Source organism: Shewanella sairae (assembly GCF_023283535.1).
GTDB lineage: Bacteria > Pseudomonadota > Gammaproteobacteria > Enterobacterales > Shewanellaceae > Shewanella > Shewanella sairae.
The window spans coordinates 12,310-33,996 of sequence record NZ_JAKILT010000033.1 but is presented as its reverse complement, the minus strand read 5'-3'; the positions used below and the strand labels follow the sequence as shown (position 1 = coordinate 33,996).

At 44.0% G+C, this 21,687-nt stretch carries 17 protein-coding genes; 5 read left to right on the top strand and 12 right to left on the bottom strand.

Annotation, left to right across the window (positions count from 1 at the left end; genetic code table 11):
• Positions 1 to 110: 110 nt before the first annotated feature.
• From L2748_RS14315 to L2748_RS14295, 5 genes are all read right to left on the bottom strand, one after another.
• The gene (locus L2748_RS14315) at positions 111 to 557 is read right to left on the bottom strand and encodes an OsmC family protein (RefSeq protein WP_220781708.1); all 447 of its coding nucleotides are present in this window, start codon (positions 555 to 557) and stop codon (positions 111 to 113) included.
• 202 nt (positions 558 to 759) lie between these two features.
• A complete protein-coding gene (locus L2748_RS14310) occupies positions 760 to 1,293 on the bottom strand; it encodes a hypothetical protein (protein ID WP_220781709.1) in 534 nt (177 codons plus the stop codon).
• A gap of 208 nt (positions 1,294 to 1,501) precedes the next feature.
• Positions 1,502 to 1,843: a DUF3325 domain-containing protein gene (locus tag L2748_RS14305; RefSeq protein ID WP_220781710.1), complete on the bottom strand. Its 342-nt coding sequence runs from the start codon at positions 1,841 to 1,843 to the stop codon at positions 1,502 to 1,504.
• Positions 1,844 to 1,846: 3 nt separating this feature from the next.
• Positions 1,847 to 3,487, bottom strand: a complete 1,641-nt coding sequence (locus L2748_RS14300; protein WP_220781711.1) for a PepSY-associated TM helix domain-containing protein — start codon at positions 3,485 to 3,487, stop codon at positions 1,847 to 1,849.
• A 3-nt stretch (positions 3,488 to 3,490) separates the two neighbouring features.
• On the bottom strand, positions 3,491 to 3,790 hold the full coding sequence (locus L2748_RS14295) for a hypothetical protein (RefSeq protein ID WP_220781712.1): 300 nt from the start codon (positions 3,788 to 3,790) through the stop codon (positions 3,491 to 3,493).
• Between the two features lie 594 nt (positions 3,791 to 4,384).
• Here L2748_RS14295 and hpf point away from each other — a divergent pair.
• Positions 4,385 to 4,741, top strand: a complete 357-nt coding sequence (hpf, locus tag L2748_RS14290; RefSeq protein WP_220781713.1) for a ribosome hibernation-promoting factor, HPF/YfiA family — start codon at positions 4,385 to 4,387, stop codon at positions 4,739 to 4,741.
• A gap of 98 nt (positions 4,742 to 4,839) precedes the next feature.
• Here hpf and L2748_RS14285 read toward each other — a convergent pair whose 3' ends face one another.
• Complete coding sequence (locus tag L2748_RS14285; RefSeq protein WP_220781714.1) at positions 4,840 to 6,777, bottom strand: monovalent cation:proton antiporter-2 (CPA2) family protein; 1,938 nt, start codon at positions 6,775 to 6,777, stop codon at positions 4,840 to 4,842.
• Positions 6,777 to 7,397: an NAD(P)H-dependent oxidoreductase gene (locus tag L2748_RS14280; RefSeq protein WP_220781715.1), complete on the bottom strand. Its 621-nt coding sequence runs from the start codon at positions 7,395 to 7,397 to the stop codon at positions 6,777 to 6,779. The genes L2748_RS14285 and L2748_RS14280 overlap by 1 nt, the downstream gene beginning before the upstream one ends.
• A 453-nt stretch (positions 7,398 to 7,850) precedes the next feature.
• On the opposite strand from L2748_RS14280, the gene L2748_RS14275 reads away from it, so the two are divergent.
• From L2748_RS14275 to L2748_RS14260, 4 genes are all read left to right on the top strand, one after another.
• On the top strand, positions 7,851 to 9,062 hold the full coding sequence (locus L2748_RS14275; RefSeq protein ID WP_220781716.1) for an NnrS family protein: 1,212 nt from the start codon (positions 7,851 to 7,853) through the stop codon (positions 9,060 to 9,062).
• 158 nt (positions 9,063 to 9,220) lie between these two features.
• Positions 9,221 to 10,585 (top strand): ammonia-forming cytochrome c nitrite reductase subunit c552, encoded by a 1,365-nt coding sequence (locus L2748_RS14270; protein ID WP_373317221.1) that lies wholly within the window; start codon positions 9,221 to 9,223, stop codon positions 10,583 to 10,585.
• Between the two features lie 254 nt (positions 10,586 to 10,839).
• Positions 10,840 to 11,886: an AraC family transcriptional regulator gene (locus L2748_RS14265; protein ID WP_220781718.1), complete on the top strand. Its 1,047-nt coding sequence runs from the start codon at positions 10,840 to 10,842 to the stop codon at positions 11,884 to 11,886.
• Positions 11,887 to 12,229: 343 nt separating this feature from the next.
• On the top strand, positions 12,230 to 14,230 hold the full coding sequence (locus L2748_RS14260) for an alkyl/aryl-sulfatase (RefSeq protein WP_373317222.1): 2,001 nt from the start codon (positions 12,230 to 12,232) through the stop codon (positions 14,228 to 14,230).
• 502 nt (positions 14,231 to 14,732) lie between these two features.
• Here L2748_RS14260 and L2748_RS14255 read toward each other — a convergent pair.
• The 5 genes from L2748_RS14255 to L2748_RS14235 form a co-directional block, all read right to left on the bottom strand.
• Positions 14,733 to 15,149, bottom strand: coding sequence for a hypothetical protein (locus L2748_RS14255; protein WP_248957710.1), 417 nt, complete (start codon positions 15,147 to 15,149; stop codon positions 14,733 to 14,735).
• 100 nt (positions 15,150 to 15,249) lie between these two features.
• Entirely contained in the window at positions 15,250 to 15,807 is a 558-nt protein-coding gene (locus L2748_RS14250) for a hypothetical protein (protein WP_220782776.1), read from the bottom strand.
• A gap of 1,047 nt (positions 15,808 to 16,854) precedes the next feature.
• Positions 16,855 to 19,092, bottom strand: a complete 2,238-nt coding sequence (locus L2748_RS14245; RefSeq protein WP_220782775.1) for an acyl-CoA dehydrogenase — start codon at positions 19,090 to 19,092, stop codon at positions 16,855 to 16,857.
• A 368-nt stretch (positions 19,093 to 19,460) separates the two neighbouring features.
• On the bottom strand, positions 19,461 to 20,591 hold the full coding sequence (gene rsgA, locus L2748_RS14240; protein WP_220782774.1) for a ribosome small subunit-dependent GTPase A: 1,131 nt from the start codon (positions 20,589 to 20,591) through the stop codon (positions 19,461 to 19,463).
• Positions 20,592 to 21,001: 410 nt separating this feature from the next.
• Positions 21,002 to 21,637, bottom strand: a complete 636-nt coding sequence (locus L2748_RS14235) for an HAD family hydrolase (protein ID WP_220782773.1) — start codon at positions 21,635 to 21,637, stop codon at positions 21,002 to 21,004.
• Positions 21,638 to 21,687: the final 50 nt, after the last annotated feature.

Below are 21,687 nucleotides of genomic sequence, written 5' to 3'. Positions count from 1 at the left end.
GTCAGTCTGAGTTTCTATAAAGCGCTCAGGTGATTTCCGCTAGATTTAAAGCGAGGTGATTGTAAATCACCTCGCTTTTTTTTGCGTTATAAACGCCAGCACATAAAGACCTAGTATTTGATTTCAAAAGCCGTTTCGCTGCTAAGGCTGTTAGCAATAAAACAGTTGCTGTGCGCCTTATCATGCATTTTAGTTATCACATCGTCACTAACCTCTGCTGCAAACTCGACAACGGGTTTAAGGACGATTTTACTCAAGTAAATTTTGCCTGCAGAATTTTTACCAAGCTCGGCGTAAGCCTTATCTTGGTAACTTAATATAGGTAAGCGCTTAAGGTGGGCAATCGTCAGAAACGTCAGCATATGGCAGCTGGCTAGGGCGGCTAGTAAGCTCTCTTCTGGATTGACTTTGTCGCTTGAGCCACTGTACTCAGGGGCGGATGACCCTTGAATTTGCTGACCACTACCAAAGATGATTTTATGATCACGACTGAAATTTTGCGGCTCTGTTAATGGCTCGTTCGAGTGGGACCAACTGAGGTCGATATTAAAACTCATAGTGCGGACTCTTATGGTTGATAAAGCTACACAAAATCTGTGTAGCAGCCTAACTTTGCTCAAGTCAGGCTACTCTCTAACTTATTATAGAGAGTTGATATTAATCAAATAAGCGTCATTAGTGAATCAAGATTAATAGGACATAAAGTACGTACTATAAAAGATTCACTTATAGCGTTGGCTGCCTGTTTGAGGTCACAGCTTAAAGTGTGTCTTTGTTATTTATCGTGCTGGTGGTTGCCGCATAGGTCTGCATTGTGGCGACTTGTTGCTGCTGCGCTTTTATATCGACGGTTGCCGCTCGAGCTTGATCATTATGACTAAGGTAATGCGCGGTTGCTGGCGACATATGATTGTTGTTACCCGTAGCAACATTCGCCATGTCGGCATAGATCTGATATTGGACTTTAGCTTTTCTGTATTCAACGTAAGCAGATGCTTTATCGCCATCGTTGGGTAATTCAGGCTTAGCGATAGGAGCGTTTTCAGTGCTCGTCATTGCAGTCTTTTTACTCTCTGTACTGCTAATGTCAGTAGTAGAGGTACTTTTAGCTGAAAGAGTAAGGGCTGTTGCACTTAAGGTTACCGTGTCTTGGTGTTGATGACCTTTTGTATTGGCAGCGCTATTTGCTGTTTGGTTGGCTTGATTAACGTCAGCTTGTGACTGAGGTAAAACGTTAGCGCTGGGTGCTGGGGGATTGCTGTTAAGCGGTGAGTTAGCATGGGATACAAGCATAGCGCCTCTGATTTAGTTAGCATAAATATCAATGTCTTATACTAACGTGTTTTGCAGCGCTTAAACTGTACCTAAGCTGAATAAGGTTCTTATAACGATTGGTATAAAAGATTAAAATCCAAATCAAAGTAGAGTCGTGCAGATACAAAAAAGCCTTTTGCAAAAAAATGCAAAAGGCTTTTTCTTTACACTGTTATTTTCATAAACGTTAAACGAACTGGTACTGGTTCATCACCACTAATACTGAGCTTAACAATGTGCTGATTGCCATAGAGTAAGGTAAAAGCTTGGCACGATAACTGAGCATTAAAATGACCAGTAAGCCTGCAAATGACAGTAGACCGAAAAACAAAATGCTGCCATAAGCGGCACCTTGAGTGGCTATACAGCCCCAGAATGTGCCTGCAATACCAATCCAACCAGCAACATAAAGCGCTTTTGCTTGTTGCGGGTTAGGCGCTTTGGCAAACGTATCACGATAGTGCGAAAACATAGCCAGAGCTAATAATCCAAATGCGAGATAGCTAAATCCTAAAAGACTTAAAATCACGGCTTATGCTCCCTCTTTAGTCGCGGTTGAGGCATGGTTAAATCCCTCTTTTGGGCTGCGAACGGCTGCAGCCTTCTTTGGTCTGACAGCAGTTTTGTTGATGAGTTTCTTACGTGCAAAAAATAGTGCAGCGCCCATGAATACGCACATCAGGTCAAACCCAACTAACGGCCATTGCTGTAAATTAATATTATCAATTAAATTGCTGTTAGAAGTTAGCGCATTCAGCACTGGGATCGCGCAAAGACTCGCGCCGCCAAGTGCTAAGGCAAAGCGCCAAGCTGATTTACTGCGATTAAAGAAGGCTAAAACGCCCATGGCTGCAAGGGCAATGAAGAAGCAGTTAACTTCCCATTGAGCACGATTAGCAATATCAGTGGGTAATAGCCTATTGGCATAGAAAAATGCAGCCGTTGCCAGTGGTAGACCAGTAATAAAGGTTAGGTTTAAGCCTTCAACCAAACGCAACCCAAAGCTCGCTTTCGCACCTTGTTTAATTTGCTTTTGCTGCTTCTGACGAATTTTAACCGCCCAAAGCAAGGTGCCTGTGGTGATCATTGCACAGCCTAAAATGCCACTGATAAAAAACAGTGCACGCAACCAATGTTCTGCAAAACGGCCAGTATGCAGCGCAATGAGCACATCATAAGTATTTTGTGCGCCAGAATCAGGGTCAATGCCACGGCTAGTTAACTCGCCTGTTACGCCATTGAAGGTAATAGCAGTGCGTCTATCGGTTACAGCTTCTTGAGTATCTCGGTAGAAATTAATCTTACTATTTTGATCGCCAGGGTTATTGATAACTACTTGCTTAATCGGTTCATCAGTCCAGATCTGCTTAACTTGTGGCAACAGTGTATTAAGTGAAACCAATTGCGCGTCAATCCCCACAGGTTTGACTTGCACCCGACTAGGGCTTAGCTGTTGTCGAAAAGATTTAGCATCACCATCAAATGCAGTCATTACGCCCCAAGGCATATACATCATCATTAAAGTGACAAGACCTGTGTAGGTGATCATCAAATGGTAAGGCAGGGCAAGCACTGAGCTGACGTTATGGGCATCAAGCCAAGAACGGCTGCCTTTACCGCGCCTAAAGCTAAAGAAGTCTTTGAAAATACGTTTATGAATAACGATACCGCTAATAAGGGCGACCAGCATAAACATGGTACAAAAACCCACAATCCAGCGGCTGATTTTAGCGGGCAGGTAATGTAAGTCGAAATGTAAGCGATAGAAAAAGTGCCCGCCTTTAGATTCACGCACATCTGTGATGAGCTGATCACCGGTAAGTGGTGCAATATGCTCTACAAACTTACCACGACGTTGGCCCTCTTCGGGTTGAGTTTGCCAAGCGTAGCTAACATAAGGCTTACGGTCGGTAGGAAAGTACACTCGCCAGTCACGAGCATCTGCAGCATGTTCAGCTAAATAACGCTGTGCTTTATCAAGTTCGCTAGCGACCTTGGTGCTGTCATATTGTTGGAAGACGTTTTTGTGTAACTCTGGTTTACTCCATAACGTCATTTCATAGCGGTAGTAACTTAATGTACCTGCAAAAAATACCAGGAGTAAAACCCAACAAACGAGTAGGCCAACCCAAGTGTGCAGCCAAGTCATACTGCGGAAAAATGAATCTTTCATTGTTTAACCTATAGCTAGAATAAGCAGATAAAAAACTCCGCTAAGACAAAGTGGGTCAATTAACGCTCGCCATTGGTTTGATACGCTAAATGCCCAAATACCTGCACAGGCATAAACAGAAAATGACAACATAGTGGCGGTTAATGTACTTTCGGCTGGTGGTAATGGTAGGGCTAAAGCAAGCAATCCAGTTGCTGTGGCTGCTAAAAGGTAACCGACAAAAATAGCTGAAAATGCACGCAAGCCAACATTGAAGTTGTTTGAGTCAATCCGTTGCAATAACTTGGTTTTTATTGTTTGCACTGAGTGGCACACCTAAAGACTTATGATTGTTAACTAATAAAATATTGCCGGCATTCTACATTAAATTTATTAAATGATAACTCTTTTCATTCGCGTTTAAGTGTAAATGTGCCAGACTTGAGAGTTATGTCGCAGATACAAAGCGCGAAATAGAATACTGATCTGGCTGTATATTCACCTGAGCTAGAGCGGGGAGCTTGAAAGCTTGTTGCGTTTTTAGCGTGTAAGTGTCTGATGTGAAATTTGTATATAAATAAATTTAAATTTATTTAACTAAATCGTGACTGAAATCAAGCCAAAGCGACGATTTTTGTCTAAATTAGTAGAGGAGCTTTTGAGGGTTAGATTGCTGTTTGCTAATTTTTGAAGTGCTCAAGGAAGACTGCTTAGCTTATGTTTTAACCATGTAAGCAGGCGGTGTGATTAAAATTATCAATATAACAAAAATTGTTTTTACCCTATGTACACTGGGCTGTAGCGATGAGTTGATTATTTTGCCAGCAAGCATTAGATAAATTATTTTTAATAAAAGCTTGTAATTTAACGCTAAAAACCCAAGTGTAGTAGGTGAAATCATTGTAAAAAGGAAAACCTATGAAAATAAATCTTTCTGGTCACCACGTTGATGTAACTGACGTAGTAAGACAGCATGTCCAAGAGAAGTTTTCGAAGATAGAGAGTCATTTTCCAACCCTGATCGCCCTAGATATTATCATTGCTAAAGAGCACGGCGACTTCCAGGTTGAAATTAGAACGAATTATGAGGGAAGCAGTATTTCCGCTTCTGGTAATGATCCTGTTATGTACCCAGCGATTACCAGCGCAGCTAAAAAACTCGATGCGGCACTAAAGCATCGTAAAGGACAACTGAAGGCTGATTTGCATTCTAAGCCAGTTGTAACCACACCAGAAATTGCACATGAGAAAGTGCAAGAGATGAACTTGGTATAGAGATTCAGTAAGCCTTTAAAACATGGTTTAAAGGCTGACAGTTAAAAGCCCCGCTAACTCAGGTTAGCGGGGCTTTTTTATGTTTATATCAATAGCGATTAATCACTCTCAGATTGCGAGAACTCAGTGGTGTCATTTTTCGGTGGTGGTGTCCAGCCACGCTCCAATTTAGAAAAGCTACGATAGCGCTCATTTTTCATCGCGGCACTAAGTGTTTCTTCTAATTGAATAAACATATCGCGATAGTGGACTAAGTACTTATCGTCCTCAGTGACTTGTTTCCACGCTTCATACAAGGTGTCTTTATGGGTCACCTCTGTTTCATAAAACGTTGCCCGCTGTTGTTCGGCCTTAAATGGGTGTACCCCAAGCCTAATTAACGCATGCTTACCTAGATTTAGCGCCGAGTGGAAAGTTTCACTGACCATAAAATCTGCCCCTGCATTACGCAGGCGGTATAGATGACGACGGTCAAACGCACGCGCCATTACTATCACATGGGGGTGGGTGTGCTTTATGTACTCTACCAAACCCACAGCGCGCTCAGGATCGTCAATGGCTATCACCAGCATTTTGGCTTTATCAATACCGGCGGTATGCAGAAGATCTGGCTGAGTGGCATCACCGTAATAACTCTTGGTATTAATTTTTCTTAAATTCTCAACCTGTTGTACCTCGTGATCCAGTACCACAGTTTTTACGCCATTGGTCACCAGCAGGCGGTTAACAATCTGACCGAAGCGGCCAACACCGGCAATAATTACTGTGCCTTTTTCATCGATATCATCGATATCATCGGGCTCGCGGGTGTTTTCGGTTTTTTCATAGCGCGGTAAAATCACTTTATCAAACAGGATAAATAACCCAGGTGTAAGGAACATTGATAGCGCCACCACCAGAGATAGCAGCTGCGCCAGCTCTGTTGGAATAACATGGTTTTGTACCGTGTAACTGAGCAATACAAAGCCAAACTCACCAGCTTGCGCCAAACTCAGGGCAAACAGCCAGCGGTCACTGCCGCGGATCTTAAAGATAAATGCTAACACTAATAGCACAACGGCCTTAATGAGCATTACCGCAAAGGTCATGGCTAATACGGGGGCAATATTGGCAAACAACACTTCAAAGTTAATCCCCGCACCTACGGTGATAAAAAATAGCCCGAGTAATAGTCCTTTAAAAGGTTCGATATTGGACTCTAGCTCATGCCTAAATTCACTGTTAGCCAATACCACACCGGCAAGGAAGGTGCCTAAGGCTGGCGATAAGCCGACTAAACTCATCAACGCCGCAATACCAATCACTAGCATTAGCGCAGTGGCGGTAAAGATTTCACGCAGCCCTGAGCTAGCAACATACCTAAATAACGGCCGACTTAAAAAATGACCACCCACCACCACACTGGCAATGGCTAACAGCACCACTATGGCGTAAGCCCATCCGGGTAAACCCGCAACTAAGGATATCTCTTCATGGTGAGCAGCAGCGGTTTGCGCTAAAGACTGGGCTTTTTCCACGAGCTCAGGCAAGGCGAGCAGTGGAATAAACGCCAACATGGGGATCACGGCTATATCTTGAAATAACAATACTGAAAAGGCGTTCTTACCGCCTTCGGTTTTCGTTAGGCTCTTTTCATTAAAGGTTTGCAGCACAATGGCGGTAGAAGAAAGTGAAAATATCATGCCCACGGTAAGTGCTATGGTCCAGCCGTAGCCAAAGGCCATGGCGATCCCCATCACCACTAAAGTGGATAAACCGACTTGTAAGCCACCTAAGCCGATTAATTTATTGCGCATGTCCCACAGCATTCTAGGCTCAAGCTCAAGCCCCACCAGAAACAGCATCATCACCACACCAAATTCGGCAAAGTGCTGCAAGGTGTTGGTTTCAGTGCCCACTAAGCCAATAATCGGCCCAATCACCACACCGGCAATCAGGTAGCCCAGCACGGAGCCTAGGCCTAAGCGTTTGGCAATGGGCACTGCAATAACCGCAGCGCACAAATAGATAAAAGCTTGAATGAAGTAAGCTGTCATTAGTGCTCCCGGATCACTTGGTCGAGATGATCATTTAGTTTTTCGACGTTTTGGGCTAGTGCGATATCAAGACGATCTTCACTTAGCGCAGTTAAGGTTGTTAGCCACTGATTAACATGACTATCAACGCGGTTTTCTTCAAAGGCACTACGAGCGCAAAATAGCGCAAACGGCGCAATAAAGTTCATACCAGTTAGGTTAGCGGTTTGCTCTAGCGGGCGAAGTAATTCTCTGAGGGTAAAATGATTAAAGCCATCTTCTTTATAGGCTGCTTCACTGCCGCCAGCGCTAATAACGCACATAAAGGTTTTGCCTCGTAGCGCATTACCATTAGCACCATAAGCAAAGTTGTACTCTAACACTAAGTCTTGCCACTCTTTTAAAATTGCTGGGGTGGAGTACCAATACAGCGGGAACATAAATACCACTACATCATGCTCGACAAGGCGTTGTTGCTCCTTGTCTATGTTGATCCTAAATGTTGGGTATTCGGCATACAGATCCACTGCTGTGACGTTGGCGTGCTGCTTGGTCGCATCAAATAGCGGTTTATTGATTTCAGAACGCTCTTGAGAGGGGTGAGCATATAAGACGAGGATTTTTTTTGCCGCGGTTGTCATGATTGTCCAGTCACTTTGCTTAACAGATTGTTATTAAATCTAGCATAGACATTCCGTTGAGCTAAATCTTTTTTCCGATAAGGGATTGGTGCAGAAATAATTTATCGCGAATACGCTACAGCGTTAAAAACTAACTGAGCTGTTGCTCGCAGTTCTTGCAGGCTAAAGGCGATGATACTGTTAAAAACGGCTAACATTAACAATATGCAAAGTGTTGGGGATAAGGGCTGAGATTAACGAGTTCGCTTTGCAAACTCTTTTTTACTACGATTTTACTCAGGGTAACGCAGTGCTTTTATGCAGGAGATACCTCTAAAGTTATAAGTGAAAACAGTGGGATAGTAACCTAGCTCACAGAAGCCATAATCGTTTTTAATTTCCATTGTTATCGAAAAATGACCTAGTTAAACTAAAGCTGTATTTTAAATGCAAGTTTTGTGTAAGGTTTGAACTATGCTTAATATTGATGATCCCAAAGAGACTGAAAAAATCCCTGCCATTTTTAGATTAGGTTTTCGGCCTTTCTTCTTAGGCGGCGCAGCGGTGGCTATGCTGTTTGTGCCGCTATGGTTACTCACTTGGTTTTATCCGCAATACAGCTTATTTCAAACTGACTTCTGGGTGAAGGTGGTGCCTTTATGGTGGCACCCACATGAAATGTTATTTGGCTTTGCCTTAGCCATAGTGTGTGGATTTTTGCTTACCTCGGTACAAACTTGGACCAATCAACCCGGTATGAAAGGCTGGGCGTTAGCGCTAACTTTTGGTTGCTGGTTACTGGCAAGATTGACCTTACTGCTGCCGGTCTCCATCCCCCTGTGGTTACCTGCAATACTCGACTCACTGTTTTTAAGCTTTACAGCCATTAAGCTATGGCGCTGCATTTATAAAGTAAAGCAATGGCATAACATTGGTTTCCCTATCATGTTATTGGTGGCGATGAGCATTAACTTATTGAGTTATTACGCACTAAGTCAGCGAGATTTCTCTTTGAGCCAACAAATTTGGCAGTCTATGTTGTGGTGGCTTGGTTTGCTGATCACTATAGTGGGTGGTCGTGTTATTCCATTCTTTACCGCTATTCGTATTAAGCAAACCAAGCCTAATCCTATCCCTGTGCTGGATAAAAGCCTCATTGCGATTATGATTTTATTGGTAGTGCAAGCAATTAGCCAAGCGTTGCCAAAAGAACTTGAACAGATCTTGTTGTTTGCCGCTGCAGCACTGCATTTTGTGCGCTGGTCGCGCTGGTTTCCCCATAAGACCTTAGCTGAACCTATGTTGTGGTCTTTGCAGCTTAGTTATCTATTCTTGCCTATTACCCTATTTTTACTGGCCTGGAATATCCATGACTCAATGGCATATAGGCACCTATTGCACCTGTTTGCGATCGGCACCTTAGCTGGGATCTGTTTATCGATGATTTCACGGGTGTCATTAGGCCACACCAGTCGTAATATTTATCAAGGGCCAAATATGATTGTCGCCTTTGCATGTTTACCGATAGCGGCAATTTTGCGAGCCGTGATGCCGATATGGCTGCCAGAGTTTTACCAAACTTGGTTGTGGCTTGCTGGTGGCCTGTGGTCATTAGCGTTTGGTTTGTTTGTGGTTAACTATGCCGCAATATTATCTAAGCCGCGGATTGATGGAAGACCGGGTTAGCGCTATTTGTCGTATTAAAAGTTCGCCATTTTTTATCGTAAAAAGAACGCAAGAATTTAAAAGTAGTAGTTATAAAAATAAAAGGTTGATAGTAAAAAATGATGGTACATAAGCGTGTGAAATTAGCCAGTACATTGATGATAGGCCTGCTTTGGCCAATGGGCTCAGCACTTGCTGAGAGCGCTGCGGCTGATGATAAAAAAAGCCTAAGCAAAGCAGCCGTAGAGCAACAACAACGTGATGCTGCGCTACGTGAAGCGTTTCCGGTGCAGTATCAAAGTTGGCAACAAACTTCAGAGCAAACTGAGCGCGAAGATATGCTGGCAAGCTACCCCGCAGCAGTGATTTTATGGGCGGGCTCATCGTTTGCTAAAGAATATAATAGCCCACGAGGCCACCACTTTGCGGTTGCGGATGTGACCCATACTTTGCGTACAGGCGTGCCACCAAAAGACGGTGAAAAAGGATTATCAGCAAGCTGCTGGACCTGTAAAACCCCAGATGCTACACGTTTGATGAAAGAGTTAGGCGTTGAAGGTTTTTCTGCTAAAAACTTTACCGATTTAGGCACAGAAATTAATAGCGTGGTGTATTGCACAGATTGCCATGTTGATGGTAAAGCTGAGCTAGCAATGCCGCGCCCCCATGCACAAGATGCGATGGCGAAAGTGCATATTCCATTTGATAAGCAAGACGTGAATATGCAAGGCGCGCAAACCTGTGGCCAATGCCATGTGACCTATTATTTCCAGCCAGAACGCAGCGACAAAGTGAATATTCCTTGGATCTTTGGTAACACCGTTGACGATATTGAAAAGTATTACGACACTCGCCGTTTTTATGAGTGGATCCATCCCATATCGCAAACGCCAATATTAAAGGCGCGCCATCCTGAGTTTGAGCATTGGAGCCGCAGTAAACATGCTGAAGCAGGGGTAACGTGTATTACTTGCCACATGCCAGAAGAAACCGATGCTAAGGGTAATAGCTTTACTAACCATAAGATCAGCAAGGCGTTAGACCATTTCGACGCAGTATGTCAGGACTGCCATAAGAGTGAAAAAACCATCGTAAAATCACTTGAACGCAGCAAGGCTGAAATCGATGCAAAAGCGCGTGAAGTCGAAGGTTTACTGGTTAAGGCACATTACGAAGCTAAAACTGCGTGGGATGCTGGCGCGACTTGGCCGCTAATGAACGATGCGATTATGGCAATTCGTCATTCACAGTGGCGTTGGGACTTTGCTATGGCATCGCATGGTCTGTATGCCCATAACCCAGAAGAGGGCAATGCCTTACTGGATATGTCGATTAGACAAGTTAACTACGCGCGGGCGTCATTGGCTGAGATTTTGAAAAAGTTTGACATCAGCAAGATTGACTATCCAGATATCAGCACTAAAGCGTCAGCTCACAAGGCGGTAGGTATTGAACTTGATAAACTCACAGAGCAGAAGAAACAGTTTATTAAGCAAGACGTCGATAAAAAGTGGTCTGAAGTAACCCACTACGGTTACGAATAAGCGAGCGTGTTAACGACCATTTTTTAAACGAATTAGTTAAGACGGGTTAGTTAAGGCTAGTTACTTAAGGAAATTAAGCTAACCAATAACGTTTAAGGCTCAAAGGTTCTCCTTTGAGCCTTTTTGTTTTTAAAATTGGCTAATGCCCTTTAATAATACTGGTCAGTCACGTAGTGTCTTAGATAACAATAGAAAGCCAAAGCTGATAGTCTGTTATTGGCTAATCAAAGACCTGTAGGGAAGAATCAGATTATATGCCGACTTCATCTCATCCTATTAATACCCAAGCTGTGACTCGATACAGCACGATTGCTGCTTGGTCTTTGGCGATAGCCAGAGCGCTCAGCGTGAGTGGTATTGAGCCAAATGGGCTATTTAAGCAAGCAGGCTTATGTTTACAAGCGCTTGAAGCCGCGCCCGAACAGCGGGTTAATATTGATAACATGACCCAGCTTTGGCAGCTGGCGCAAAATGCCACTGGTGCGACGGATTTTGGCTTAACCGTCGGTCAATATGCTTACCCAATTCATTTCCATTCTCTAGGCGCATTGATGCTCAGTAGCGATTCACTCGCACAAGCATTTGAAGCGTTACCTGATTACTCGGCACTGGTCAGCAATAGCGGCCGTATTCGTTTACAGCGTACTCCTCAATGGTTGGGTTTCACTATTACGCCGCTTAATGGGGTAGCAATTAGTGAGCTGGCAATAGATGCGTTTTTTAGCAGTCTAATGCAGCATGGAAAACAGATGGTCGGTCATCGCCATTTTGTTAAACGGGTTGAACTGATGCGCAGTGCACCTAAAAATGCCCAGTTATGGTATGACTACTTTGACTGCGAAGTGGTTATGAATGCCGCTGATAACTGTATGTGGATGGATAGGGGAGTATTAGAGCAAACTGCTGTGACTAAAGATCCAGTACAAGCGCTGCAAACTGAAGCGGATGTGCGGCAGTATCTACATAAGATGCAAGCGCTCAGCTGGCGCGAGAAAACCAGCCAAGGGATCCATGCCGTTTTAATTAACCAAGAGCCGACAGCACAGATGATTGCGCAGATGTTTAATGTTAGTGAGCGTAGTTTGAGTCGCTATTTGAAGGCGGAAGGCACAGGGTTTAGAGAGTTGCTTAAGTTAAAAAGCCTAGAACTTGCGCTGCATTATTTGACCAATACCGATATGGCAGTGAGTGAGATTTCAGATACCTTAGGTTATACCAGCGTGAGTAACTTTACCCGCTCTTTTACTGCTTGGATGGCTATGAGCCCGTCCAATTTCGCCTGCAAAAAGTGGCGTCAATAAAATAAACAATTGCCTTATTTACTAAAATAGAGTGCTTAAAGAGGGTGATTAAAAGGGGGGAATTAAAAGAGAGTGATTAAAAACCGGTGGCTGACAAGCGCATCTTTGATATTGGCGAAAAATGATAAACCCTGTGTTGCTTTTATGTAATAAGTTGGGGGTATCCTGTTAATTGACAAAGCGGTTTATTATGTCAACGTCTTTGATTTCTGTTCAACAAAAGCATCAACAGCTTACTCGCACTCAAGCCCGCTACTTTTCCGGCACTTATTTTAGCACTCGTTTACCCAGTACTTGCACTAAGCGTACGTTCTCCCCACCAGTTAAACTCAGCTCTATCGCTATGATGGGCACGATGTTGGTCTTGACGTTGCTCACAGGCTGTCAGCCAGATCCAAAGGTTAACTCAGTGCAAGCATCTTCAGAGTTACAAGGTGCTGATTCTGCCGGTTTTACTGCCGCAAGTTCACACACGGTTGCCGCCAATCAAGCGGTGCTTAGCTCACTGCCATTCGATAATGTACAAGACTTTGAAGACGCCAAACGTGGCTTTATCGCCAGCATGCCAGAGCTTAAAGTGGTTGATGATAAAGGCAAGGTAATTTGGGATAGAACCGCCTATGACTTTATTCAAGGGGATGCGCCCAATAGCGTTAACCCAAGTCTATGGCGTCAAGCCAGCTTAAATAATATCGATGGCTTATTTGAAGTCACCAAAGGTGTTTACCAACTGCGTGGTTTTGATTTAGCCAATATGACGGTGATTGCAGGTGACAGCGGTTGGATTATTGTCGACCCATTAACCACAGCTGAAACGGCAGAAGTGGCATTCGAATTTTTAAATAAAACACTGGGTAAACGGCCAATATCAGCCATCGTCTTTACCCATAGTCATATGGATCACTTTGGTGGCGCACTGGGACTATTTCAAAATAAAGATGGCAGAGATTTAGCCGCACTTAAGTCAGTTGATATTATTGCCCCCGCTGGTTTTATGCATGAAGCGACCAGCGAAAATGTGATGGCAGGCACAGCCATGAGCCGCCGCGCCATGTACATGTACGGCAAGCAGCTACCTCGCTCTAGCCGCGGCCATATCGATTCAGGCTTAGGTAAAGAGCCAGCCTTTGGCGAGTTCGGTATTCTCAGCCCTAATGTGGTAGTCGAGCAAGATTCAGCGATGGAGATTGATGGCGTCCCGTTTGAGTTTCAAATCGTATCGGGATCAGAAGCCCCCGCAGAGTTTACTTTTTACCTGCCAGAACAGCAGGCTTATTGCGGCGCCGAATTAGTCTCTAAAAACATGCACAATCTGTACACCCTGCGCGGCGCTAAGGTGCGTGACGCATTAGTATGGAGCCGAGCCATTGATGATGCCCTTAACGCTCAGCGAGACACCAAAGTGTACTTTGGCAGTCATCATTGGCCTATTTGGGGCCAAGCAGAGGTGAATGAGTTTTTACAAAAGCAGCGTGATACGTATAAGTATATTCATGATCAGTCGGTGCGTATGCTTAACGCAGGCTTTACTCCGGCAGAAATTGCCGAGCAAATACAGATGCCGCCGTCACTGTCTAACACCTTTGCTAGCCGTGGTTATTACGGCACAGTTAAGCACAATGCCAAGGCGGTATACCAAGCTTATTTAGGCTGGTACGACGCTAATCCCGTTAACTTAGACCCATTGCCTGCAACGGCATCAGCGGTTAAATATGTTGAGCTAATGGGCGGCGCTGACAAGATCATAGCAGCTGCCAATAAGGCGGTTGCTGCTGGCGAATACCGCTGGGCGGCAGAGCTGGTAAATCATCTCGTGGTGGCCGAACCTAAGCGTAAACAAGCCAAAGCATTGCTTGCCAGTATTTATGATCAGCTGGGTTATCAGGCAGAGTCTGCACCTTGGCGTGATGTGTACCTAACTGCTGCCTATGAGCTAAGGCACGGCAGCCCAGAGGTGGGCATTGATTTAGCTTCTATGAAACAGATTTTACTGCAATCGCCAGTCGAGAACTTTATGCAGTCGATGGCATCAAGAGTGATTGGTCCTGAAGTATTCGGCGAAGCGTTTATCCTTAATATCAATTTTACCGATCTTGATAAAAACTATGTGCTAGAGCTTAAAAACTCAGTGCTACACCATAAGCTTGCGCCCAAATCTGCTAAGGCCAACGCGACCTTAAATATTAGCCATGAACTATTTGTCGATTTGATTATTGGCAAAGCAGGCGTCAAAGAGGTGCTGTTTTCCGACGAGCTTGAAATCGAAGGCAGTAAGCTTGATTTGGTCAGCTTCTTTTCATCGTTGGATAGACCCAAAGGGGTGTTTAATATTGTCACACCCTAGTTGTAGCTATGATGATTGGGCGTCATAGCGGGGCGCCCTTGTTATTGAGGCTAACTGTGGGTCTGCGCTTAGCCATCGACCGAACCAATCAAACTTCGTTTGATAAAGGTCGTGAGCTTCCAGCTCACACTCGGGCAAAAGGGGGACAACAGCTTCCCCCTCTTGCATCACCCGAGCCGCCCCGACGAAGTTACATGCATTAGATACGGGCCTCATACTTATGGATAAATCGCTAACGCTTCCGATGGGGCATCCTGCCCCGCGAAAGCTACACCGACATCCCTGTCGGCATCACACGATTTATTCCAACGTACTTCGGCAACTTCGATGGGGAATTGGTGTTTTCTGTGAGTTTGTAATGAGCTGATAGCTTTTAGTTATGGCTAAAGCCCTAGCTCGTTGTTGGACTGGAATTGCTTAGAGTTAAAACTTTTAAAGTGATAAGTCTCATTAGGGAAAATATGGCAAGTGGATATACGGTAACACCGCGTTATAATTCTGCTTAACCACCGTATATATAGCATTCAATTGCTTTAGACCAACCACAAAATGAAATTTCTTTTATTAGGAACAAATATAGGTCTAAACAAGCCACAAACAAAAGAAAGGCTACACCAAAGGCGTATACTGGTGTTTTTTTAAACTCAAGAAAAATGTTCGGGTTTTTAATTCTTTTGATTCTGATTCTAGGGAAAAGTCCGTTTATTTTTCTTGGGCCATAATACTTGTAGTAATAAGGATGACTACTGAAATAAATAATGAATGGTGTAATTAAGCAAATTAAAGCGTTGACGCCAGGCTGATTACTACCAAGACAACCCAAAGCTAATGCAATGATAAAAAAGCCAAGCACATTGTTTTGAAATTGAAAAAATTCTAGATGGATGTTTTCAATTTCTTCTTTTAATTTTACATTCATGTACTACACAGCTCACTTGAAGAATTATTACGCCCGCATTTTCGGCTGCTTTGAAGCGCAGCGGAAATCCAGTCCGACAACATGTGCTTGTTAGGCCAAATCACCACCGTGGAAACCTTAATGGCCGACGCACTTGAAACTTATAGTATGTGAACTGCTCTTGATACCAAACAATCATTTCGCGACAGAAGTTTTTGAATTTTTCATCATTCCAAATCATCTTCATTTGTTTTTTTGACAGCCGTTGACTCGTTTCTTCTTGATGTTTTGAGCTAAAAACACGACCTGTATATGGGTTTAGTTTAGGCCATGGTTTGTTTTGACTTTTATAATGTCCGTGAGGTACAGACGGGTATGAGTCTGGGTCAGCCTTCGTGAAAACCCATTTATTAAGAAAGAGAAATTCAAGCCCATCATCTTCATTTCTCCCTGTCGAACTCTTTCCTGAAGCGTTTTTTAATACAACAGCTTCGTTCTCAGATTCAAACTCTTCACGACTATCATTCATCTCCTCTTCTGGAGGTTCTAATCTTGGATCACCGCCATCAAGTTTGCCAGATAGCCAAAGTGCAACATTAATACGCTCTTGATATTTATCCTGTCCAATGAATCCCAGTTCGTAATGAAATTCAGCCAAAGTTATAAGAGTGTTCTCCATTTCTCTCCTTGTGCCTAACGTCTTATTATCCAGAGTCTCCGATAAATCTTTTCACTTTATTAATTTACGTCAAAGTTAGCAACGCAACTCATTGATGTAAAGCAGTTAATTTCACTGGTGCTAACAAAATTTGAATTTACCACCCTCGCAAAGCAATGCAGAACATTTATCGGGTCTCTTGTTAGATTAAAGCGGAAACCTAACTGTATGATAAGCAAATGCTATTTCAGATGTTAAAAGTTTATCGATGCAATTATTTCACTTTCTAGCATTGATAAATCTGTCTGATTCATCAAGGTCATTATACCTGTATAGGATTATAGTTATTTTTGCATAAAGGGGGCGGAGCGAATAAGAGATAGATAATGAACTAGCCTTTTAGCCATTATTCCTAATCAGCAGAATAATGCTTGTCTAACCAAGTGTAGATGCGGCTGAAGCCGTCGAAAACATGGATGTTTTCGTTGAGCCTACACGGACGTACTAGCGGCGAGCTTCAGAAGTGTCTGCACATCCCCCGCTGGAGGCGATTGATAGCTATGAAGCTAAAACACATGTGGGACTTCACCGTAGCAAAAACAAAAATTGAGTTTGCTTATTTCGAAGCTAAAAAAACCACCTTGCGGTGGTTTTTGGGTGACTGTCTATTACTGCTTACAACACAAAGGGGTCCACAAAGGGGTCGGAGCGAATTAGAGACAGATAATGAACTAGCCATATAGCTACTACTCCGAATCATCAGAATTATGCTTATCTAACCAAGTGCAGATACGGCTGAAGCCGTCGAAAACATGGATGTTTTCGTTGAGCCTACAGGGATTGTACTCGCGGCGTGCTTCAGCAGTGTCTGCATATACGCCCGCTGGAGGCGATTGATAGCTATGAAGCTAAAACACATGTGGGACTTCACCGTAGCAAAAACAAAAATTGAATTAGCTTATTTCGAAGCTAAAAAAACCACCTTGCGGTGGTTTTTTGGTGACTGTCTATAGCTACTTCATGGACAGTTATCGAACTCTAATCTAGCTCTTATTTATAAGTTCGCAACTAGTTAGCGATTTTAAGCTCTGCTCGGTCGCTAATTAGGTTTAGGTCAAAATCGAACTCATCGACGCGGATGGCACGTTCACGCTTAAGATTATAGTCTTGCAGCAATTTATGCTCAGTATCGCTAATGACTTTTGCCTCAAGTGCGGCATCTAAGGTGAGTGCAAAACGAACGCCTGGCTTAAATGTCTTGGCACGAATCGCTTTTTTGACTTTTGCCAATAGCGGTAAACACTCCATTTTAGCAAGGTAAGCTTGCTCGTTAATGTCGTTACCATCGCCAGCAGTTGGCTTAACCAGATGAGTTAGATGCTGCTTAAACTCGGTATTAAGCTGCGCTTGCTCTGCTAACTCACGTACTAGATCATCGTTGATTTTTGGCATCTTGGCTGAGTAAGTCACCGTGATTAAGCGCATAAACTTACGTGTCGCTGAAGACGGGAAGTTATCTAAAAAGTCTAGTAACGCTTTTTCAGCTTGGCACAGTGACCAGCGAGTCGCGTAATGGAAGTAGGGCGCAGCTTCTTTTCGCTCGGCAGCAGTTAGCTTTTGCTCGTAGTAGCGAATTGACGCCATAGCAGCATATAAGTAGCTCATTACATCACCTAGACGGGCTGATAGCATCTCTGCTTGCTTTAACTTGCCGCCCAGTACCAGTAACGAGAAGTCGGCATAGACTGCAAGCTTAGAAGCAAGCTTGTGTACTGATTGCTCGTATGGTTTTACTTCCGCAAGCGTTGATGCCGCTGAAGCAGTAAAAGGTAATAGACCCAGCTTAAAGGCACGTAGGCTGTTACCCACACTGTAACCAACCGTTTTACGTAAAATGCCATTAAAGACTTTGTCGGCACTTTTCTCGTTTGAGTGAATAGACTCCACCATAGACTGCAAGTATGGGTGACAACGCATTACACCTTGACCGAAAATCATCAAGTTACGGGTAAGAATGTTGGCGCCCTCTACGGTGATCGCAATTGGCTGCGCCACATAACCTGAGGCTAAGGTATTTTGCGGACCACATTGAATCGCTTTACCGGCTTGAATGTCCATGGCTGAATCGAGTACATCGCGGCCAAGCTCTGTCATATGGTATTTAGCAATTGCGGTGACGACTGATGGCTTTAAGCCAAGGCCTAAACCTTCGGTGGTTAGTACGCGCATCGCTTCTTGCAGATAAGTTTTACCAGCAATATCGGCAAGCTTTTCTTGAATACCTTCAAACTTACCAATAGATAAACCAAACTGCTCACGCACTGCAGCGTATTCTGCTGATGATTTAAATGATGCTTGGCTGACTGATACGCCCAGTGCTGGCAGTGAAATACCACGTCCGGCGCCAAGACAAGCCACTAGCATGGCCCAACCACGGCCGATGTTCTTCTGACCACCAATGATAAAGTCCATCGGGATAAATACGTTTTCGCCGCGGGTAGTACCGTTGTAAAAACGGATCCCCATAGGATCGTGGCGATTACCGAGCTGCACACCTGGGTGCGATTTCGGAATAAGTGCACAGGTAATACCAAGTTGCTCTTTACCGCCCAGTAGGCCATTTGGATCTTCTACTTTAAAGGCTAGACCTAATACGCTGGCAATCGGGGCTAGGGTAATGTAGCGCTTGTCCCAAGTTACGCTTAAACCTAATACTTGCTCACCTTGGTATTCACCCATAGTGACAGTACCAATGTCTGGAATACCGCCGGCATCTGAACCTGCCTCTGGGCTGGTGAGTGCAAAACAGGGGATCTCTTGACCATTAGCAAGGCGCGGTAGCCAGTAGTTTTGCTGCTCTGAGGTACCGTAATGCATCAGTAGCTCACCGGGGCCAAGCGAGTTTGGCACCATTACGGTTACTGCTACGGCAGAGCTTTTAGCGGCGATTGTGGCAACAATGGTTGAGTTGGCATAAGGGCTGAACTCAAGGCCACCAAAAGATTTTGGAATGATTAATGAGAAGAACTTGTGCTCTTTTAAGAAATTAAGAATGTTGTCAGGCAGATGCTTGCTGCGCTGAATTTCAAAGTCATCGACCATGTCGAGTAGGGTGGCAACGGGACCATCTAGGAAGGCTTGCTCATCGCTTGATAGGCTTGCTAACGGAATATCACGTAGGGCTGCAAAGTCTGGTACACCTTGGTAAATCGAACCTTCTAACCACACATCACCGGCATCGAGTGCCTCTTGCTCTGTAGTAGAAATGCTTGGCAGTACTTTTTTTAGTTTAGTTCTAATGCTCATATTAATGCTCGTCCGACCAGAAGTTATGCTTCACATTACGTCACAAAATGAGTCATAGATCAAATTTTCAAACGATAAATTTAAACGCTTGTTTGGATTTTGTTTTGGTCGGTGTTTAGTTTTGCGCTTTTAGGGTAAAAATTTCATAAGCTTACGCGTGTACGCTTAAATGAATTTATTTTTTTAGCAAATTGATTTGATTGGTGAAAAAAGGCGGGGATTATCGATTAAGTCAAAATATCAGCAGGGATACCTATCAAGTTGTAGCAGATCTTAGCTGTAAAAAAAAGGGCAGGTGACTACCCTTATATAGCCATTATTTGTTAATGATGACTTAGCTAACTAGCAGAGTTATCCAGCCGAGTTAGCTAGCCGCGTTTATTGGCTCGTGCATTTCCTTGAACCCGCTTATACATCTTACTTAAGCTCTTATCTTTAGCACGTTTTTCAGCAATGCTTGCGCCATTTAAGGCTTGCTCTCGCATTAACTTTTGAAAACTGTGTAGGCGTCGCTCGCTTAATTGGCCATTTGCAATTGCTGCTTGCACCGCGCAGCCCGGCTCTAGCTCGTGTTGGCAGTCAGCAAAGCGGCATTGTTTTGCATATTCAACCACATCGGCAAAGGTTTCGTTTAACCCGTCCTCACAATCAGCAAGTTGTAATTCGCGCATACCCGGCGTGTCGAGTAGTAAACCCCCACTATGGGTTAAATGCAGTGAACGGCTGGTGGTTGTGTGTCTGCCCTTGCTGTCATCTTCACGAATGGCCGATGTAACTTGATTCGACTCACCTAACATGGCGTTAACTAAGGTCGATTTGCCCACACCCGATGAGCCAATAAAGGCGACCGTTTTACCTTCACTGCAATAGTGGCTCAGCGCCTGAGTGCTTTGCTTATCTAAACCATTAACGGTTTCGATTAACAAACCAGCGTCCAGTTCGCGTAGCGCTTCGATATAAGGCGTTAGGTCGGCACATAAATCGACTTTGGTTAGCACGATGACAGGGGTGACTTTGGCTTCATTGACCAGTGCTAAGTAACGCTCGATGCGATTGATATTAAAGTCGTCATTGAGCGATGAAACAATAAAGACCCAATCTAGGTTAGCGGCTATCAGTTGCTGTTCCACCTTGGAACCCGCTGCTTTGCGACTAAACAGTGAATGACGCTCAAGTAAGGACACAAACTGATGCTGCTTATCGAGTAGTAGCCAGTCGCCTACCGTCATTTCAGGCATATTTTGATGGATAGCTAAGCTTAACTCGCCGCTTTCAGTTAATAGCTGATATTGACTACGATGATGGGCACTCACTCGTGCGATGCAGGCGTAATCTACTGACTCAGTGATAAGCTGCTGCTGAAAAAAGCCATTCCAGCCTAGTTGCTTTAAACTTCTTAGGGGCGCCTCTGTTGGCGATTGAGTTGTTAGCGTATTTGCTGTGCTTGTTTTAGCAAAAGTACTTGATTTTAAATGATTGAAACGATTTGATTTGGTCATATAAACCCCAGCGCAAAGCGCCTGAATATTGATTCTGGGGGACTTGTTTCGATAAGACCCCGGTACTTAGATATAGTTACCGGGCAAAGCGCGTTAAAAAGTCAGCAGATTAGGTTGGCATGATAAATTTCATACCCGCTCGCGTGACCTGCATGATAACAATGCGTAATACAGACTCTTGTTTTGACAAGAGCGGGTACTTAACGTGCTGCAGCTGCCCAGTTAGGGTTTACTACAATCATCAAATTCTCCATTTTCTAAGGTTATCGTTAATAAGGGCGTTAGTTGAGCGTGCTGGGCACCCCAAAACAAACTTTGTCGGTAATTTAGCAACTCCTTAGTTGCCTTGCTAGGTTTGCTGAATAAATGGTGCTGAACTTGTGCTCAATCTCACAATAGCTGTTTAGTTTTTATGTTTGTAGCTGAGCACGCAAATAGTCGATAAGCGCTAAGTAGCATTGGCATACAATATCGGCTTGGTCGGCGTAATCTGGGATCACACTTGGTGTGTACAAGATACTTTTTGTCCCTGCGTTGTGGGCCGTTTGCAGATCAAACAGGTAATCACCAATAAATAAAATATTGGCAGGCTTTATTTGCCACTGCTCACAAATACGTTTAACGCCCTCTGGATGAGGTTTGGCTTTGGCGTCAAATCGAGTCAACAACGGGTCGAAATCGGTGCCGACGGTTAAGTTGAGATTGGCTAGTGTGATGTGGGCGGCTTCTGGCATGTTACGGGTTAGAATCGCCTGCGGTATATGTAAGCTGGTTAAAAACGCCATCAGTTGTTGCGCACCAGCGATCCAGGTAGCGCCGTGTGAGCTTTCAAGCTCATAGTGCTTGATTATGGCATGGGTTTGCTCTGCCTGAGTGGGCTCTGTGATGGAATTAACGTAGCTTAATATGTCGGTCCCGGGCTTGATGCCTAGCTCAGCTCTTAACCCTTCAAAATTGGGGTTTGAATTTGCTAGTGTGCCGTCTAAATCAAAGATCACTCCTTTGATTTGATTAAAATCGACATGGCTATTAATGGTTATGCTCAATGGATCATCCTTTATAAAGCGTTTTTTACTAAGCTGCTTATGATTAAAGA

Excerpts from the sequence above, each read along its gene's own strand:
- L2748_RS14315 (WP_220781708.1), bottom strand. The coding sequence starts at position 557 with ATGAGTTTTAATATCGACCTCAGTTGGTCCCACTCGAACGAGCCATTA.
- L2748_RS14310 (WP_220781709.1), bottom strand. The coding sequence starts at position 1,293 with ATGCTTGTATCCCATGCTAACTCACCGCTTAACAGCAATCCCCCAGCA.
- L2748_RS14300 (WP_220781711.1), bottom strand. The coding sequence starts at position 3,487 with ATGAAAGATTCATTTTTCCGCAGTATGACTTGGCTGCACACTTGGGTT.
- hpf (WP_220781713.1), top strand. The coding sequence starts at position 4,385 with ATGAAAATAAATCTTTCTGGTCACCACGTTGATGTAACTGACGTAGTA.
- L2748_RS14285 (WP_220781714.1), bottom strand. The coding sequence starts at position 6,777 with ATGACAGCTTACTTCATTCAAGCTTTTATCTATTTGTGCGCTGCGGTT.
- L2748_RS14280 (WP_220781715.1), bottom strand. The coding sequence starts at position 7,397 with ATGACAACCGCGGCAAAAAAAATCCTCGTCTTATATGCTCACCCCTCT.
- L2748_RS14275 (WP_220781716.1), top strand. The coding sequence starts at position 7,851 with ATGCTTAATATTGATGATCCCAAAGAGACTGAAAAAATCCCTGCCATT.
- L2748_RS14270 (WP_373317221.1), top strand. The coding sequence starts at position 9,221 with ATGGGCTCAGCACTTGCTGAGAGCGCTGCGGCTGATGATAAAAAAAGC.
- L2748_RS14265 (WP_220781718.1), top strand. The coding sequence starts at position 10,840 with ATGCCGACTTCATCTCATCCTATTAATACCCAAGCTGTGACTCGATAC.
- L2748_RS14260 (WP_373317222.1), top strand. The coding sequence starts at position 12,230 with ATGATGGGCACGATGTTGGTCTTGACGTTGCTCACAGGCTGTCAGCCA.
- L2748_RS14255 (WP_248957710.1), bottom strand. The coding sequence starts at position 15,149 with ATGAATGTAAAATTAAAAGAAGAAATTGAAAACATCCATCTAGAATTT.
- L2748_RS14250 (WP_220782776.1), bottom strand. The coding sequence starts at position 15,807 with ATGGAGAACACTCTTATAACTTTGGCTGAATTTCATTACGAACTGGGA.
- L2748_RS14245 (WP_220782775.1), bottom strand. The coding sequence starts at position 19,092 with ATGAGCATTAGAACTAAACTAAAAAAAGTACTGCCAAGCATTTCTACT.
- rsgA (WP_220782774.1), bottom strand. The coding sequence starts at position 20,591 with ATGACCAAATCAAATCGTTTCAATCATTTAAAATCAAGTACTTTTGCT.